Source organism: Sediminibacterium sp. KACHI17 (assembly GCF_040362915.1).
Lineage (GTDB): Bacteria > Bacteroidota > Bacteroidia > Chitinophagales > Chitinophagaceae > Sediminibacterium.
The window spans coordinates 2,159,881-2,177,678 of the sequence record NZ_AP029612.1 but is presented as its reverse complement, the minus strand read 5'-3'; the positions used below and the strand labels follow the sequence as shown (position 1 = coordinate 2,177,678).

The 17,798-nt window shown below is 39.0% G+C and carries 20 protein-coding genes; 6 read left to right on the top strand and 14 right to left on the bottom strand.

The window, feature by feature from the left end; translation table 11 throughout:
- Positions 1-47: 47 nt before the first annotated feature.
- The 6 genes from ABXG83_RS09715 to ABXG83_RS09690 form a co-directional block, all read right to left on the bottom strand.
- A complete protein-coding gene (locus ABXG83_RS09715) occupies positions 48-398 on the bottom strand; it encodes a hypothetical protein (protein WP_353548663.1) in 351 nt (116 codons plus the stop codon).
- Between the two features lie 37 nt (positions 399-435).
- Positions 436-2,427 (bottom strand): PAS domain-containing protein, encoded by a 1,992-nt coding sequence (locus ABXG83_RS09710; protein WP_353548662.1) that lies wholly within the window; start codon positions 2,425-2,427, stop codon positions 436-438.
- Positions 2,428-2,551: 124 nt separating this feature from the next.
- The gene (locus ABXG83_RS09705) at positions 2,552-3,157 is read right to left on the bottom strand and encodes a flavin reductase (protein ID WP_353548661.1); all 606 of its coding nucleotides are present in this window, start codon (positions 3,155-3,157) and stop codon (positions 2,552-2,554) included.
- Positions 3,154-4,137, bottom strand: a complete 984-nt coding sequence (locus ABXG83_RS09700; RefSeq protein WP_353548660.1) for a Brp/Blh family beta-carotene 15,15'-dioxygenase — start codon at positions 4,135-4,137, stop codon at positions 3,154-3,156. The genes ABXG83_RS09705 and ABXG83_RS09700 overlap by 4 nt, the downstream gene beginning before the upstream one ends.
- The gene (locus ABXG83_RS09695; protein ID WP_353548659.1) at positions 4,092-5,270 is read right to left on the bottom strand and encodes a lycopene cyclase family protein; all 1,179 of its coding nucleotides are present in this window, start codon (positions 5,268-5,270) and stop codon (positions 4,092-4,094) included. The genes ABXG83_RS09700 and ABXG83_RS09695 overlap by 46 nt, the downstream gene beginning before the upstream one ends.
- A gap of 47 nt (positions 5,271-5,317) precedes the next feature.
- A complete protein-coding gene (locus ABXG83_RS09690; protein WP_353548658.1) occupies positions 5,318-6,061 on the bottom strand; it encodes a bacteriorhodopsin-like in 744 nt (247 codons plus the stop codon).
- 314 nt (positions 6,062-6,375) lie between these two features.
- On the opposite strand from ABXG83_RS09690, the gene ABXG83_RS09685 reads away from it, so the two are divergent.
- Positions 6,376-7,455, top strand: coding sequence for a serine hydrolase domain-containing protein (locus ABXG83_RS09685; RefSeq protein ID WP_353548657.1), 1,080 nt, complete (start codon positions 6,376-6,378; stop codon positions 7,453-7,455).
- Here ABXG83_RS09685 and ABXG83_RS09680 read toward each other — a convergent pair.
- The 8 genes from ABXG83_RS09680 to ABXG83_RS09645 form a co-directional block, all read right to left on the bottom strand.
- On the bottom strand, positions 7,432-8,430 hold the full coding sequence (locus ABXG83_RS09680; protein WP_353548656.1) for an ABC transporter ATP-binding protein: 999 nt from the start codon (positions 8,428-8,430) through the stop codon (positions 7,432-7,434). The two genes, ABXG83_RS09685 and ABXG83_RS09680, sit on opposite strands and share 24 nt — an antisense overlap.
- Before the next feature lie 50 nt (positions 8,431-8,480).
- Entirely contained in the window at positions 8,481-9,440 is a 960-nt protein-coding gene (locus tag ABXG83_RS09675; protein ID WP_353548655.1) for an L-threonylcarbamoyladenylate synthase, read from the bottom strand.
- Positions 9,441-9,600: 160 nt separating this feature from the next.
- Positions 9,601-9,891, bottom strand: coding sequence for an isoamylase early set domain-containing protein (locus tag ABXG83_RS09670; protein ID WP_353548654.1), 291 nt, complete (start codon positions 9,889-9,891; stop codon positions 9,601-9,603).
- Between the two features lie 189 nt (positions 9,892-10,080).
- Complete coding sequence (locus tag ABXG83_RS09665; RefSeq protein WP_353548653.1) at positions 10,081-10,344, bottom strand: hypothetical protein; 264 nt, start codon at positions 10,342-10,344, stop codon at positions 10,081-10,083.
- Between the two features lie 48 nt (positions 10,345-10,392).
- The gene (locus ABXG83_RS09660) at positions 10,393-11,004 is read right to left on the bottom strand and encodes a hypothetical protein (RefSeq protein WP_353548652.1); all 612 of its coding nucleotides are present in this window, start codon (positions 11,002-11,004) and stop codon (positions 10,393-10,395) included.
- Between the two features lie 2 nt (positions 11,005-11,006).
- Positions 11,007-11,483: an RNA polymerase sigma factor gene (locus tag ABXG83_RS09655; RefSeq protein WP_353548651.1), complete on the bottom strand. Its 477-nt coding sequence runs from the start codon at positions 11,481-11,483 to the stop codon at positions 11,007-11,009.
- Between the two features lie 162 nt (positions 11,484-11,645).
- Complete coding sequence (locus ABXG83_RS09650; RefSeq protein ID WP_353548650.1) at positions 11,646-12,302, bottom strand: response regulator transcription factor; 657 nt, start codon at positions 12,300-12,302, stop codon at positions 11,646-11,648.
- A gap of 159 nt (positions 12,303-12,461) precedes the next feature.
- Entirely contained in the window at positions 12,462-12,689 is a 228-nt protein-coding gene (locus tag ABXG83_RS09645; RefSeq protein WP_353548649.1) for a helix-turn-helix transcriptional regulator, read from the bottom strand.
- Between the two features lie 95 nt (positions 12,690-12,784).
- Here ABXG83_RS09645 and ABXG83_RS09640 point away from each other — a divergent pair, with 95 nt between their 5' ends.
- From ABXG83_RS09640 to ABXG83_RS09620, 5 genes are all read left to right on the top strand, one after another.
- Positions 12,785-12,988 carry a hypothetical protein gene (locus ABXG83_RS09640; protein ID WP_353548648.1) on the top strand — a complete coding sequence of 68 codons (204 nt, stop codon included), beginning with the start codon at positions 12,785-12,787 and terminating at the stop codon, positions 12,986-12,988.
- 66 nt (positions 12,989-13,054) lie between these two features.
- Positions 13,055-15,409, top strand: coding sequence for a UvrD-helicase domain-containing protein (locus ABXG83_RS09635; protein WP_353548647.1), 2,355 nt, complete (start codon positions 13,055-13,057; stop codon positions 15,407-15,409).
- 146 nt (positions 15,410-15,555) lie between these two features.
- Positions 15,556-15,987 carry a hypothetical protein gene (locus ABXG83_RS09630; protein WP_353548646.1) on the top strand — a complete coding sequence of 144 codons (432 nt, stop codon included), beginning with the start codon at positions 15,556-15,558 and terminating at the stop codon, positions 15,985-15,987.
- Between the two features lie 49 nt (positions 15,988-16,036).
- The gene (locus ABXG83_RS09625) at positions 16,037-17,116 is read left to right on the top strand and encodes an ATP-binding protein (protein ID WP_353548645.1); all 1,080 of its coding nucleotides are present in this window, start codon (positions 16,037-16,039) and stop codon (positions 17,114-17,116) included.
- Entirely contained in the window at positions 17,109-17,789 is a 681-nt protein-coding gene (locus ABXG83_RS09620; RefSeq protein ID WP_353548644.1) for a response regulator transcription factor, read from the top strand. Before ABXG83_RS09625 ends, ABXG83_RS09620 begins: the two co-directional genes overlap by 8 nt.
- The last annotated feature ends 9 nt before the right edge of the window (positions 17,790-17,798 follow it).

Genomic DNA, 17,798 nt, shown 5'->3' with positions numbered 1-17,798 from the left:
TTCGATAATCAACAGATTTAGTATAACAAATTAGTTAAGATTACGGGTCAGAGAGCTACAGACAAATGATACCATGTGTTTTTAAACGCTACTTCTGTATTTATAGTAAATACTTCTTCTACAGGAGGTTGTTCTTCTACCTGAATACTTAGCCGTACTGTTTCATTCGCTTTTTTTAGTGGATTCGTAACATAAGCTTTCAAAACAACTTTATCTATTGAAGGATGTAAAAAGGTTTCATATAAAAAATGATCCCCGAAAAACTCTTTAATGGTAGATTGTCCATTTTCATCATAATACCATACCTGGAAAAAGGCTTTAAAACTTATATTGATTTCATAATAGATGGATTTCTTTTTCGGAAATCCCAATATGGCTGAATTTTGTTTTTTTTCCATCAGTTTTTTAAAACTGTTGATCATAGGAAATGCTTTTTTATTTAGAATAAGGGATCTTTAAAAACACCTGTGTTCCTTTTCCCAGATCACTATGAAGCTGAATAGAACCATTGTGTAATTCAAGGAACTGCTTTGCAACTACAAGACCTAACCCGGATCCTTGATAGGTAAGCGTATTCGTTGCTCTGTAAAAGGAATTAAATACCTTCTCGATCTCGTTTTTAGGAATACCGATACCATTATCGGAAACAAGTACTTCTACAACATTATCCAAGTAGTTTACATCAATCTGAGGATCTGTGGAACCTTCAGAATACTTGAATGCATTGGAAATGATATTTGTAAGTACGTGTGTAATGAGCATTTCATCCATCATCACTTCTTGCTCTTTACCATTGATATTGATATGGATCCTTCTTCCGTCGGGTTGATTAGAGAAGTAAGTGTGTATGACTCTGTGTATCAGACCTGTGAAATCTGTTTTTCTGAAATTATAATTGAACTGCTTTGCATCATAACGACCCATCAAAAGAATATTATTCATCAGATCCGTCATTCTATCTATTTCATTTCTGATCAATTCGGCAGATGTATTGATTCTGGATGCCAGCTGAGGATCTGATTTTGTAGCATACAATTCGATCAGCTCGATATTGGAAAATATTACCGTCAAAGGTGTGCGGAATTGATGCGAGGTAAGAGAGACGAAATGCTCCTTCATGTCGGATAGCTCTTTCTCTTTCTCTTCGCTTAATTTCTTTTCATGAATATTGATGATACTTCCTGCGATGAATACGCTGTTGTCTTCATCAGACCCATATTTTCTCAATATTAGCTGAACCCATATCACTTTCAGGTCTTTCCTGATCAATCGAACGTCAAGTGCGATGCTTTCTCTGACTTCTTTTTTTACATGTTCCAGGGCATCCAGTATTGCGTCTCTGTCTTCAGCTACAAAGTAGTTGATGATTTTACTTTGCATGGAATCTTTGATGCTATAATCAGACAGGCTGGTCCAGTATTCATTTAAAAATGTAATATTATTATCCAGGTTTAATCTGAAAACAGCTTCACCTAATCCATTGATCAGGTTATTGAATTCATTACGCTGTTTTTGAAGTTGTTCCTGTTGTAACTTGATCTCTGAAATATCAATATGAGAACCTACCATGTAAACCGGTAAGCCATCTTTATTTCTTTTAACGATACCTGAACTTTGGATCCATACATAATTGCCCGTTTTGTGTTGTAACCGAAATTGAACAATGTATTTTTCTTTTTTTCTGGTCAAGTACAGGTTCAATTGTTCTAAGGCATATTCTCTATCATCAGGATGTAAGCGTTCTTTCCAGTTTTCGAAATCGTGTGCGAATTCGTAATGCTTATAACCCAGCATTTTCATGAAGATCTCTGAAAAGTAAACCTTATTGATATCTATATACCATTCCCAAAGACCTTGCTGAGAAGCTTGAACAGACATGTTAAAGCGTTCAATGATCTGCAGATGGTCTTGTTCTATTCGGTCACGGCTAAGTCTTAATCCTATATTTCTCGCTACTGCAAATAATACATCTACTTCATATTGAGTCCATGCTAATTCTGTAGAACAGTTATCATATCCCATCCATCCCCAGAATTCATTTTGAGAGAAAATAGGAACGAATAAATATGAGATGATACCCTGTGACTCCATGATCTCCCTAAAAAAAGGGTTGGGAGAATCTTTGACCATACCATACATGGGTTGGTTCTGAATCAATTGCTCATACAATCCCGGGAAAACTTCATAGCTATGACCACTTAAATCAGGGTTGCCTAGTTGAACTTCTATGCCTTCATTGCACCATTCATTGATATAATATAAGCGTAAAACACCTTCACTGTCTTTCTCATTTTTGAAAATGTAACACCTGTCTACACCGGTAGCTGATCCCAATGCCTCCACTACATCATGCAGGGCCCTATTATAATCACCACTTTCGAGTAGTATACTGTTCGCGTTTGATATACCGGTTAATAGATTGTTCATACACTCGGGTTTATGTGCGAATGTATTTTATGTGTATTTACCGATGTTTCACGCATTCGTCAACATGACGATTTTGAAACAGTTTTCGATTAAAAGTAGCTGAATTTTACGTGAATGGTTGGTATCAGGCCCTGGGCAGCTGTTTTAATAGTGTAGTTCCGTAATAGCTGTTCAGCCCCAACGAGGTGATCGACTCATATTTTTCAAGTGGAATAAAACCGGTATCATCTACTAGGTTTTCACTTAAATAGACGTCCTGTAATTGGCCTATTACCAAAAAAGTTCCATTATGTGGTATCGGTATGATATCGGCTAACTGTAAAGCATATTGAATACGACTTTCTTGTACAAAAGGTGCTTTGCAATCATCGCGCCACAACATATGTAAACCCACTTCCTCAAATTCATTGATGTTTGTATCATATTTAGCACTTGTTTGATGTGCTTGCTCAATGATACTCGGATGAATATGATTCATAGTGTATACGCCTGTTTCTTCGATGTTTCGAATGGTGTCCGGTGCTGCTGCTTTTGGTCTGTTAATGAATCCGATCAAAGCGGGATCAGCGCCTAAGTGAACGATATTGCTGAAGATGGCCAGATTGGGAATGCCTTCCTTACTCTGTGTGCCGATCAGACAAGCACTTTTGAATCCGCTTAAACTATTAATGAAATTGGCACGGTAAAATCGGTCCCAGGATTGAATGGAATCTTTTGTAATCGTTATCATGATCGACTTATATCCTTTTTACGCAAATGGTTATACATATCACTCATCACTTCCAGATGAGGTGCAGTTAGAATAGCAATACCTACAAAAAAGAAAAACAAAAATACTGACTCTGTTTTTAAGTAAGTCGCCATAATAATGAGTATACCTATTCCTAAAAATGCAATGATCGAATAAGGCACACATTTTTTCAAAAGAGCTGTAAAGCTGATAGTTTCAGATCCGGAATCCGAAAGATATTTTCTGATATTTTCCAGTGAATGTAAAGAATGCCAGCCTCCGAAGTAGAAAGCAAAAGCCAATGGTAAAGGAAGACAAATAATGATCGCCAAAATGATCGAGGTTCGAATGATGATATCCATATACCATTTATAGGGTAAAGCTTGAATCCTATGTAGCCAAATAAAGGTTACAATCAAAATGAACAGCGTTATAAGTATGATGAATATGGAATTGCGTGTTTCAAAAACAATAGATAAAATATCGGCATTTTGCTTTTTGATGATCGAAAGGATCGGTAGTACCTCTTGTGTATGTGTTAGTAGTAATAGTAACACGATCAATAACCCATAGATGGTTTGTGCAGTAGCTGCTAAGTTTTTTTTCAGTGAAGTGGGAAGTAATAAATCTGTTTCCCCAAAATGAAATGCCGATAACAGGATAAAAATCAACAAAGAAAAAGAAGGAAAGAAAAGCCAGCAAATTCCAAACAAAGCCATTCTGGATAAGTAGGTGAGATAGAATTGCGTACTTGAAAATGGCTTTTTTTGAAGCATGCTGTTTTGTTTGGCAACAATATGATCTAAAGCGCCATGTGGTACGCCGGCTATTAGAATGGTGATCGCAAAAATGATCCATTGTAGGGTTGCCGGTATGGGAAGGATATAATTATTCCAAACAACCAGTAAGACACCAATGGAGAGGAGTACTTTACTTAGGACTGTATTGCCGGAATATTGTTGAGTGGAACTGGCTTCCATAATTCAGGGATCGTTAGAAGAAACGACTTTTTGGGTAGTTGAGCAAACATAACCGCTTCTTGCCAAAGATTTGTATCCTCATCTAAGAATTGTAGAATGCGGTTAAATGAAATCTTTTCAAACAAGGTCTCGAGTATGAATCGAGCGTTTTTCGGATCTTTTTGAATGATCTGTAGCAATAAGTTATCATAAAAGTGAAAACGGCTCTTTTCAAATCCGGTGATATTTTTTCCGGTAAGAATTTTTGATGCAAGTTGTAAACTATCTTTTAATATTCTGTTGAATGCATATCCCGTTGTCGGCTTTACCATACCTGCTGCAGTTCCTATTGCGATCGCCCCATCTGATGTATGTCTTTTAAACATATGGTCTGTCATTGGTATGATGGCTTGCTCACATTTTATGACTTTGAAAGTTGTATCGAACTCTTTATGTATAAACTTAGAGAGTATGTTTTCAAAATACTGTTTGTCAAATGCCTTATCTGTGAAGCTGGTGAACTCTATCAATGCGGTATTTCCCGAGAAAGGTAGTGTGTAAATAAAACTGACACCTTGGTGCTGTTCTGTTCTAAAATCCATAAGAGTTGCAGCGCTTTCATTGAAAACCTCTTTTGCTGTTTCAATCTGCCAACCATAAAACTGCTGTTGTAAGTATACTCGAGAATGTTCAGCCACCATTTTATGATCCCAAGAACTGGAAAAAACATGTTGGGTAAAATAGCATTGTTTATTGGTACTCACATAAAAGCCTTGCTCTCTCTTTTCCGTAAACAATACTTGCTCTTCTAAATAATGTATCTGTGGATTTTGTTGAATCAATGAAAAATGGAAATCAAAAAAGTCAGTACTATCGATATGTCCGTAAACATAGGGTGTAATGACTTTTGTTTGATATTTTGATCTTGTACCAATGGATAGCTGATCCCATTTTTTACTGATCAAATGTTGGTAAGGATGCGAGTCTGGTTTAAACCAAAAGCACCATGTTTTTGATTGTTGAATTGATTTTCCATCATCCAACATCAAAATGCGCTGACCATCATACAAGGGGTGATGCAGTAATGCTTTCATAAGTTGCATGCCTGCACAACCTGCACCAATGATGATGATATCGTATTCTTGGGTGATCATAGTAAAACGGGTTGCGGATGATACCGCAACCCGTTGATATATATTTATTAAGCTTTTTCTTCGCTTCTGCTGAGTGCATAGATCACAAGACCGAATCCGATCTTATTAATGGCATCAGCAATATTGTAAACGATATCCATTGAAGCTTGAGCGGCTTTCGGATCTGTTACTAACTGCATACCGAATAAACCACCTTGCGTACCAAGTATGTAGCCTAAAGGATAAATAGCCCAACCTACCAATACGAACCAGGCTAATACTTTGTTGGCTTTTGCAACAGCAGGACCAGCACTACCGGCAAGTTTAGCTACATCACCAAACCAGATCAAATACACAATATAGAAATAGGCAACACCACTGATGGCGCCCCATACCCAGCTTTGCGTTTCTGTGCCATAGATGGCTTCACCAATATAACCGGTAACTAACATAACCAGTGATGCAAAAATGAGTTTCCATAACAAGCCTTGTGTTGCACCCACTTTTTTGGTGATCAGATAAAACTCAACACACATCAGAGGTACAGTAAGAATCCAGTCTACATAGCGAAAGAATGTAGGAGATTCGCCTGTCTCCAAATTGTAACCGCGCATATAATAATAATGCACAGCTGCAATGAATGTAATTAAACCAGATACCAACAATGACGTGCGCCATTTTTTATCGGTATTGTTTAATTCAAAAAAGAAAAACACCGAAGCGGCCATCATGGCCATAGTGCCGATGAAGAACGTGAATGCAACGTAATTGTCACTCGCAATGACTGTTGCATTGAGTAAGGTTTGTGGCATAGTTAAGGTTTTAGTGAAAAATTTGTTTAACCGTTGTACGGTCAAGGTCAAACAAAAATTTTTTAAAATTGGTTCAAACCCTTACCTGACAAGGGTTTCAAAGCATATCAAAAAATAGGCGTTTCGTGGATTCTTTTGTCGAATTATTACATTGATGATTCAACAAACAGACGTAGACCTGTTTTCAAAAAATTTTTTAAAAAAAGAGGAAAATTTTATGCTTTTTCATCCCCTGTGCAAGTTTTGAGGAAGCGAGTCGTCCCCCATTAAACCCCCTTCCGGTTCCGGCGTCTGAATAGTATATAAATAAAGCAATGAAGCATCATTATATCTGGATACTCTGTTTTCTGTTGTATGGATGTTCGAAAGAAACACCTCAACCCGTAACGATATCACCCAATACCAGTACTTATTATTTTCCATCTGCGAGCTCATGGGAAATGATGAATCCGGCATCGCTCAACTGGAACACAACAGCACTGAATGAAGTGTATACTTATCTGCAACAGAAAAATACCAAAGCATTTATCATCTTAAAAAATGGTAAGATCGTTGCTGAAAAATATTTCGGAACATTCACCGCAGATAGCAACTGGCAATGGGCTTCTGCAGGAAAAACCATGACAGCATTATTGGTGGGTATTGCGCAAGAGCAAGGGATACTTAATATCAACCATAAAACATCTCAATATATTGGAACAGGCTGGACCTCTCTTCCACTTGCAAAAGAAAATCTCATCACTATCAAACATCAGTTAACGATGACCACCGGATTGGATGATGGTGTTACCGATAATCATTGTACTACTCCCGATTGCTTACAATACAAAGCAGATGCCGGACAGAGATGGGCTTATCATAATGCACCCTATACATTATTGGATCGGGTGATTGAGAAAGCAAGTGGACTTACCTACAATCAATACTTTCAACAAAAGATTCGTGATCGAATTGGTATGAATGGGCTTTGGATCAAGTTGGGATATAACAATGTGTATTTCAGCAATGCCAGAAGTATGGCTCGTTTCGGATTGTTATTATTAGCAAAAGGAAAATGGAATGATACTCCTATTCTCGCAGATACCAATTATTTAGCCGCTCAGATCAATAGCTCTCAAACCATCAATCCATCTTATGGATACTTAACCTGGCTTAATGGTAAGAGTAGTTATATGTTACCAACACTTCAATTTAGTTTCAATGGTAGTCTGGTACCCAACGCTCCTGCTGATCTTTATGCTGCTTTAGGAAAAGATGATCAGAAAATATATGTAGTGCCTTCACAAGGATTGGTTGTGATACGGATGGGTGAATCAGCCGGACAATCACAATTGGCGCTGAGTAGTTTTGATAATGAACTGTGGGGTAAATTAAAAGCGGCCGGGGTTTTTTAATTGAACCCAGATCAATGAGCCGGGTTCGGGAATATTTTCTTGTGTATGTATTACCAAGGAATAATCACCATGTTTCGCAGTAACAGCATAGTAAGAACCACAGAATAAAACTTTTTCCACTACACAATCGATCGCATGAGTATGATCCTCTGTTATGATCAATTGCTCGGGTCGAATACAAATTGTAGATGATGTATCAGCAAGCGGCCAATACTTTCTAAAAGGATGTCTGCTTCCTTCTAATAGTGTATAAGCGCCAAAGAGCCCGGCAACATATGCATTTGCAGGACGATAATAGATCTCTTCAGGTGTATTGTGTTGAATGAGTTGTCCATTTTTCAAAACCATGATCTCGTCTGCCCAGCTCAATGTATCCACGGGGTCATGTGATACCAGTATGCAAGTGGTCTTTAACTGTTCACTGATCGCATGAACCACTGCATTAATGATCTGCTTATGCGGAATATCTAAATTGGAAAAAGGTTCATCGAGGAGTAATAACTGAGGCACACCCACTAATAATTTTGCCAACGCAATTCTTTGACGCTCCCCTCCGGATAGCTCATCGTTTTTTCTTTGTAAGAGATGATCTACCTGACAAACTTTGTACAGCTGTGCAGCTGATTCAGGTGATAAAGCATTTTGATAACTCAATAATTCATGCACTTTATAATTATTGCGCAACTCATAATGCTGAGAAAGATAAGCAATGCCTTTGTGTCCGGGTAACAATGTGATCGGTGGACTCCAGACTCTTTCCTGTTTGAAATATACTTTACCGGTGTCGGGAGCAATATGTCCACCAATGATGCGTAATAAAGTGCTCTTGCCGGATCCTGTTTCTCCCACAATGGCCAATTTTCGCAGTGCAGGTAACTGAAAGCTGATCGGATGAAGCACTTGGTTATTACCCTCAGTCTTACTGATATTCTCAACACGTAACAATGTATTTGGGTGAACCTTTTCCTGCTGCACGATGAACTGATTGTAGATGTGTCAAAGGTAATGATGAAAAGTGAACAGTACTAGGGATGAGTAGCTCTTTGGAGACGATCGTTAATCGATCTTCCCAAACCCTTATCAGGAAAGCGTTCTGCTATGATGATGTCGAGTTGATGATGATCCAATCTGTGCATCGCTGCATATAAATTGGAAGCTGCTTCTTCCATGGAGCCGCTTGCTGATAAAGTTTCAACAACGGTTACTTGCCCATTGGTGTAGGTATCACGGAATAACATCAATCCGATCTTCCTGCCTGTATTTTCAGCAATGCTTTTTTTAATGTCACTGCTCAGTATTGTTGTTGTAGCAGGTGCATAATGACGCAACAACATGCCCGGGGCATCGGGATTTTCTTCATTACGGATATATTCCTGTAAAGGTCCGGTGATGTTTTCTATTTCTTCGATGGCCAAAGATCCATAGCGATAAATGATAGCGCCATCTTCATTGAAGCCAATGATGGTAGATTCTATGCCTTTCTTACAAGCACCGCCATCTAATATGTAGGGAAACTCATCTTTAAAATAAGATGCTACATGTTCTGCAGTTGTTGGACTGATACTTCCAAAAGGATTCGCACTTGGTGCTGCAAGTGGAAAAGGTAATTGTTGTAATAGTGATAAGGTAACCGGATGGTTGGGAACACGTACGGCAACAGTATCTTTTCCTGCGGTAATGAGATCCGGAACCGAATCTTTTTTAGGTAATAAAAGAGTGAGCGGTCCGGGCCAGAACTTTTCTGCCAGTGCCTGAGCCAAAGGTGGGATAGCTGACGCTACTTTTTCCATTTCACTGACATCATGAATGTGCACGATCAATGGATTGAAAAGTGGTCTTTGCTTTACTTCATAAATACGTCTGATGGCTTTTTCGCTGAAAATATTACCTGCCAGTCCATACACGGTTTCTGTAGGAATCGCAGCAACATCATGCTGCATCAAACTATCAGCAACCAGGTTGATATCATTCGTAATAATGGGCATATAAGCTGTTAGCTTCAAGCCGCAAGCTACAAGGAAATTCAATTCGATGCGTGGAATTGAGCCATCAGCTTCAAGCCGCAAGCTACAAGGAAAATATATTTACTTTCTCCACCTATACTTGATACTTGAAGCTTGTGGATTGAAGCTTCAATCTTTCTACTTATAAACTCAATACACTATTACTGCTCCCATATGTATTTACTACTTCTCCATCTGCCTCGGGTTCATTGATCCATTCTGTTTCATTGAGCAGGTAACGGAATTCGTGTTGTGAAGCTTTGGGTAATTGAACTTCTGCGATGAAACTGCCGTCCTTTTTCTTTTTCATGGGGATCGGGTTTTTCCAATCTCCATTCAAACCAAGGATCGCTGCACTTTCTTTATCTTCTATTGAGAGGGTGAATTTTACTTTAGAGTAGTCTTTTGTTTTGTAGATGGTTTTCTGAATCATAATCGGTTGTTTGCTTGCCCTTAATACGAAAAGTTGGAAATGGTAACCCAAAAAAGCTTCAGGCTGCAAGTTTCAAGCTACAAGCGCTATGCAATTGGATTAACAAATGTTCGTTTACCTTTTTCATATTATCCATAATCCCTAAAATTTGATTGTTACCACGTGTAGCTTGAAGCCTGTAGCTAAAAGCTAAGCCTTATTCACGATCATCAATACAAATCCAATCAATGTAATACTCACATGAACAAACAGCCAAACACGTTGGTAGAGTGGTCTTTTGGCGAAGGGAACTTTTGCATCAAAGGGTTCGAAGATGGGTGCTAGTCCCCAGAACACGATGGCGTTACTATAATCTTTTCGGATCAGAAAATATATACCGGCGATGACAAATACGGCGTAAGCTATTTTCTCGAATTTTCCCGTTGAGGTTTTTGTGTTTGCAGAAGCTTCCATGGTTTTAATTTCTAAATTGGTTGCAGGAAGCTTTCAAAAATTACAGGGTCAGCTTTTTTCTTTTAAGTCGTCAATATTTTGCTTGAGTGTTTTCAGGTGTTTACCAAATGCTTTATGGCTTAACCATTTTGCAAGCCAATAACCAATCGGTGTTAAGACTGCCATACAAATCAATAAAGCCCATATCATCACCGGCTTAGACATGATCTCATCAACCGGCTTTCCGGCGCCGATCACACCACCCAACATAAAGCCTCCGGCTGCACTAACCGGATAAATAATGAGTCCCGCCCACTTTTGTGAGTTGATCCATTGAAGAATATTTTTGTAATGACGTTCCATTTCTTCTAATACCGGCAATGATTCTACATTACCATCAATGGCAGAACGCAAACGAAAAGCACCTATGGTTGCCCAGAGGGTGAAGATTAATACCGCACCGATACAGGTTTGTATTTGCCAAAAAGGAAAAGCAATGATGCAGAAAATATAAAAGCAGGCAATGATGATTCCTATGATACCATTGCGTAACAGATTTTTCCGAATTGTGTGAAGTGGATTTTTAGATTGTAGCTTTCCCAATGTCTTTGGTTTTAGCAAAGACAACAATGCTTCATCCGGCTGTTCATCTATATCTCTCCAGGTTTTCTCTATGCTCATGATCATTGCTTTAATAGGTTGGCTAATTGTTGCTTGCAACGATGCAGTTTTACCGCAACATGATTGACTGTAATACCTAAAACTTCAGCTATCTCTGCATTTTCATAACCATCGAGATGCATAGATATCAATGCGCGGTCTGTTTCAGATAATGTTCGTATGGCTTTTCTTAATCTTTCTGCTTCTTCTCTTTTATGTGTTTGATCATTTGTTGCACGATCTACTTGTTCCAATGATTCCACATAATCTATGCGGGATGATTTTCTTTTTTGTGTGAGAATGGTATTTAAAGAAATACGGTATAACCAGGTGCTGAACTTTGCATCTCCCCGAAACCCCGACCATGACCTCCAGGCTTGCAATAAAATTTCCTGATACAGGTCTTTCCGTTCTTCTGCATCATTGGCATAGAGTCCCACGAGCTTATAAATAATGCCCTGACTATTCTTCACCGCCTCTAAAAATTGTGCCTCGCTCAAATGACCTTTTTTCTGGTAGTACAATTGTATGTGAAGTTAGTTGCAGAAGACGAGGGGAAATTACAGGGGGTAAGCTTCACGCTACAAGCCGCAAGCTACAAGCGGTCTAAATTATTGATAATATATTGGTTATCAATTTCTTGTAGCTTGCGGCCTGCAGCTCTATTCCCCCTTATACAATCCTTTCTCACAAGCATACGCCACCAAGCCTGCAATACTCTTGACGTGCATTTTTTGCATGATGCGGGTGCGGTGTCCTTCAACGGTTCTTTGGCTGATGAACAGCGTACTCGCAACTTCTTTACTTGTACATCCCTGACAGATCAACTGAATGATATCTTTTTCTCTTTCGGTAAATACAACCAGGTGATTACGATAACCGGATTGGTATTTTTCGATCAGGTCCGTGATCTGTCGTCCACTTTCTGTACAGAAATATGGGCGGTGTTCATATACCGATTCAATGGCTTCAACGATCTCTCGTCTGCCGGCACTTTTCATCACATAACCAATGGCGCCGGCTTCCAGCATTTCCATGATATGTGATTCTTGTCCGAAAACCGATAAGGCGATGACACGTGGGTTGGTATATCTTTTACAAAGTTCTTTGGTAGCCATGACGCCATCCATTACGGGCATGGAAACATCCATTACGATCACATCCGGGTGCAATCGGCTTACACCGGATAGTAATTCGAGACCATTTTCAGCCTCTCCGATAATGTTAAGTTGTGGAACGGTTTCCAGTATTTTCCTGAGCCCTTTTCTAAAAATGATGTGATCATCTGCGATCATGATCTTGATCCTCGTTTTCTCCATGCCTGATAATTAATATAGAAATGGGGGGTGACAACGATTGCAAGTTGTAATAATTACAGCAATAGAATTACTGTATTTCTACGGAATTTTTCTTGCGTTTTTTCAATCCAAAATGTGATTTTACGAAAAAGGCGTCAGCGCCGTTTTTTACTTCAATTATTACGGAGTAATGAAGCCGGAGAAGAGTTCTTCCAGGCTCATATCTAAACCTTGTGCCAGAGATGACAAGGTGGTAAGCGCAACATTTACTTTTCCTTTTTCGATGCGCTGAACATGGCTGTATTCCAGATCTGATGCATGTGCCAGCTGATGAATACTCAGCTCGCGCTCCTTCCTAAGTTTAGTCAGGTGTTCACCAAATGCAATTTTAATTTGATCCTTATCCATGCGATGACAAGGTCAAGTGAATCGATAAAAAAGTTGGCGTATGATTATACGCCAACAGATTTTTCTTATTATTTTTATCAACTAAATTTTCTCTTATGGTTTCTTCGAGCGATACGATCATGCAAAGTATACCCGGCTGTTCCAAAAAAGTATCAGATATGATCTTATATGCTGTTGCAAGAGAGATGGCTACGAGATTACTCTCTGATCAGCCGGAAGAAAATCCAAAACATACCAACACAATTGTTAAACGAAAAAAAGTGATCGGTAATAGGCATAAAAAAATGTTGGCTGTTTGATATTTCATGGCATAGAACTTATCAACGACCTCACCACATACCCGCTCAACTGATTAACTTGCGCCCATGCAAGATTACCTGAATGGATTGAATGAACCCCAGCGCGAGGCAGTGACACATATCAAGGGTCCGCTCATGATCGTTGCCGGCGCCGGTAGTGGAAAAACAAAAGTACTCACCACCCGCATTGCTCACCTGATGAACAATGGTGTGGATTCTTTTAATATTCTCGCACTCACTTTTACCAACAAAGCTGCCGCTGAAATGAAGGAACGTATTGAACGTATCCTTGGCAATGCGGAAGCACGTAATTTATATATCGGTACTTTTCACAGCGTATTTGCACGCATTCTTCGTGCAGAAGCGCATCGTATCGGTTATCCCAACAGCTTTACCATTTATGATACAGATGATAGTCGCTCAGTGATCAAAACCGTGGTGAATGAACTGAACCTGGATGACAAACATTATAAACCCAATGTAGTAGGCAATCGCATCTCTTCCGCAAAGAATGCATTGGTAGGCCCGGCGGAATATGCTACTGATTATTATATTCAGCAGGAAGATATGCGGGCAAATCGTCCGGCCATTGCGCAGATCTATGCTGCTTATGCCAACCGTTGTTTTAAAAATGGGGCTATGGATTTTGATGACCTGCTTTTGAAAATGTATGAGCTGCTGAAGAATTTTCCAGAAGTATTGCATAAATACCAACATAAGTTCAAATACATTTTAATTGATGAGTACCAGGATACGAATCCGGTACAATACCAGATCACAAAACTGTTGGCAGCGGTTCATGAAAATATTTGTGTGGTGGGTGATGACGCACAAAGTATCTATAGCTTCCGCGGTGCTACCATTGAAAACATTTTACAGTTTCAGAAAGATTATGATGATGTGAAAGTGGTGAAACTGGAACAGAACTATCGCAGCAGTCAGAATATCATTCATGTAGCAAATGAAGTGATCAAGAATAATAAAGGACAGATCCCTAAAAATCTTTGGACAGAAAATAAAGAAGGTGATAAGATCAATCTGGTAAGAACGATGACCGATAACGATGAAGGTCGTTTTGTAGCCGATTGTATCCAAGAACAAAAACTGCGCAACCATTTTTATAATAGAGACTTTGCCATCCTTTATCGCACCAATGCACAGAGCCGTTCTTTTGAAGAAAGCCTACGAAGAATGGGTATCCCTTATCGTATCTATGGTGGTGTAAGTTTCTATCAGCGTAAGGAAGTGAAAGATTTTCTGGCCTATCTGCGTGTGATCGCTAATACCAGAGATGAGGAAGCATTAAAGCGTATCATCAATTATCCGGTACGTGGTATTGGTAAAACCACGATCGAGAAATGTGTCATTGCAGCGAATGAGCAGAATATCTCTATGTATGAAGTGATTGCTCGTGCCGGAGAATTTGGATTCAAGGCAGGCACGTTGGAAGCGCTGCAGAATTTTGTGACGATGATCCGCTATTTCCAGAGCCTGCTTACGGGTACCAATGCTTATGATGTAGCGGTACAGGTTGGCAAACATACCAATCTGGTAAAAGAGCTATTCAATGATAAGACCACGGAAGGACTCGCACGCTATGAGAACGTTCAGGAATTATTGAACTCTATTAAAGAGTGGACAGAAAGTCCGTCGAATGAAGATGGTGAACTGGGCGATAAATCATTGGGATCTTATTTGCAGCAGATCACCTTATTAACGGATGCGGATGATGATAAAGGTGATAATGATGTGGTGAAGCTCATGACCATTCATGCTGCAAAAGGTTTGGAATTTGAATGTGTATTTGTAGGAGGTGTGGAAGAGACTTTATTCCCTAGCGGTATGTCTATTAATACGCGCGAAGAATTGGAAGAAGAGCGAAGATTATTTTACGTTGCCGTTACCCGTGCCAAACAAAAGCTTTGGTTAACACATGCGAATGCGCGCTATCGTTTTGGTCAACTGGTACAGAATGAGCCCAGTCGCTTTATTGAAGAAATGCCGGAACAGTATATTGATAAAAGTTATGCCGGCGGCGGCGCACGTAACCATGCGGGAAGTGACATGGGTAGTGCTTTTGAACGTATGCAGCGTGGTTTTGGTTTTGGTGGTGGCAGCGCAGCCCAAGCTGAAAAACGTTATGGTCCCCCACCCGCACGTAAACCGAATGCAAAACCGGAATATCTACCGGTACAACCACCGGCACCCAAAGTAATAGCACATACACCTTCTCCGAATTTTGTAGCAAGTGATACTTCACAACTCCAGGAAGGACAACAAGTAGAGCACCAAAAATTTGGCTTTGGTAAAGTGATGAAGATCGAAGGCTCAGCTCATAATCCTGTAGCCACGATCGTATTTGACCAGAATGGCGAAAAGAAGATCATGCTGAATTATGCGAAGCTTAGAATTGTAGAATGAAGAAACAAGAAACAAGAAAGGTTCGAGTAACCATACATAAGCTTCAATAGCGCCGGACTTCAGTCGGGCGAAAAATTCGAAGCAATTGTTTGTTCCTTCATTTCATATTCATGACTCGATATTCTTTTGTTTTGCTAAATTGTATCATGCAAAAATCCATCCTCTCTTTTTTCGGGCTTCTTCTTTTTGTTTTATTGTCTTTACCGGTTCATGCACAAAACCTATCTGTACAAAAGGTGAAAGCCGCAGACATTACCTATGTACTGAATAATATCAGGTCAACGCATAAGACAGAAACGGCCAATTTCATCGTGAATGTATATGCCGTAGCTAATAAAAGAGGCAGTGCAAAGCAAAGCGGCTCTGATGAGGTAACAGATCATTTATATATTGCTATTTCATCGTTTGATGAAAATCCGCAACAGTTATTGTTTGTGATCAAAGATGTATATGGCCCATCAGCAATTAAGATGATCAAACAATCGGAAGAAGCCATTCAGCTTTCTTTTTACTATATGCAGAAAGGAAAACGAAAGTTTTTCACCACAGTAATAAAACAAGATGGACTGCATCAATAGTATAAATTTTATACTTTTTTTATACCTGATGACCTACCTTGGTTCTTAAATGACGGGGATACTTCCAAAACTATCAATAAAGATTCAATTTTTTATCGCTACGGCAATTGTATTGCTGGTATCGGGTTTGTGTTTTTTGGCAACAGGATTAATCGGATATAAAATTGTAGCGCTGATTTTATTAGTTGTAGTTTCCTTACAAGCACTTTTATTTGATATTATACCGGTTGTGTTTTGCGCATTGCTAAGTGCGTTCATTTGGAATTTTTTCTTTATCCCTCCACGGTTTACTTTTCATATTGCAGATACAGAAGACCTGTTGATGTTTTTCCTCTATTTTTTAATCGCATTAGTGCATGCGGTGTTGACTTTCAAAATTCGGCAAGCTGAAAAGAGGGCTAACCTGAAAAAAGAAAATGAACGAGCGGTTAAATTATATCATGCAGTATTCAATTCATTGTCACATGAACTGAGAACGCCCATTTCAACACTTATAGGTGCGGTTGATACTTTAAAAAATCCTTCAAACACACTCAATCCTCATCAAGAAAGTGTTTTATTGGGAGAAATTGAAACAGCGGGACTTCGTTTAAATCAACAAGTAGAAAACCTTTTAAATATCAGCCGATTGGAGTCGGGTATGATTCAGCCTAAAACAGAGTGGTGCGATATTCAAGAGTTAATAAATTCAGTGATTCAGGAGTTGAATTATTTATCCTCTAGGCAAATAAACGTATTGATGGATAAAGATTTCCCACTGATCAAAATCGATATAGGTATCATGGAGCTGGTTCTTTTCAATCTAATACACAATGCGATTCAACATACGGAAACTGATACCCGAATTGAACTAGAAGCCAAAATAGATGAAGAAAACATTTTTTTCTCGGTTCGAGATTATGGCATAGGGGTGTCAGAAAAGGATTTAGAGTATATTTTTCAAAAGTTTTATCGCTCATCCGATAATAAATCATCCGGTGGTATAGGTTTGGGGTTATCAATAGTAAAGGGCTTTATTGAATCGTTAAATGGTACTGTTACAGCTTATCGAACAGAGCCTAATGGGTTAACAGTTGCAATTACTGTGCCTTGTGAAATCTCTTATATCAACAGACTCAAAAATGAATAAAGCTACTATCCTAGTCATTGACGATGAGCCTCAAATCAGAAAGCTGCTTGAAATAATATTTGAGAGTAATGACTATCGTTGTATTGCAGCAGCCGATGCAAAGTCTGGAATAGCAATGGCAGCGAGTTATCAACCTGATCTCATATTGCTTGATTTAGGATTGCCGGATAAAAGCGGTCAGTTTGTATTACAAGAATTGAGAACTTGGTTTGATAAAGCCATCATTATACTATCAGTTCAAAATACGGAAGAAGATGTCGTAAATGCACTTGATAATGGTGCAACTGATTATCTCACGAAACCTTTTCGTACTGCAGAATTGCTTGCCAGAATCAGGTCTTCATTGAGAAGAAACATTGTAGTTGAGCAGAAAGAGGTATTAAAAGCGGGCGATTTAGATGTAGACATTTCTTCTAGGATCGTGCATAAAGGGGGACAACTTGTAAAACTCACTTCAACAGAATTTAACCTGCTTGTTCTTTTAATGCATAATGAAGGTCGCGTATTAACCCACCAATTTATTTTAAAGTCGATTTGGGGTGTGACTTACCAGAATGAAACACAATATTTGCGCGTTTTTATAGCGGCACTTCGTAAGAAAATTGAAACACACCCAGAAAAGCCGACTTATATCATTACAGAATCTGGAGTCGGGTATCGTTTTGTTTCCTGATCATCTTTA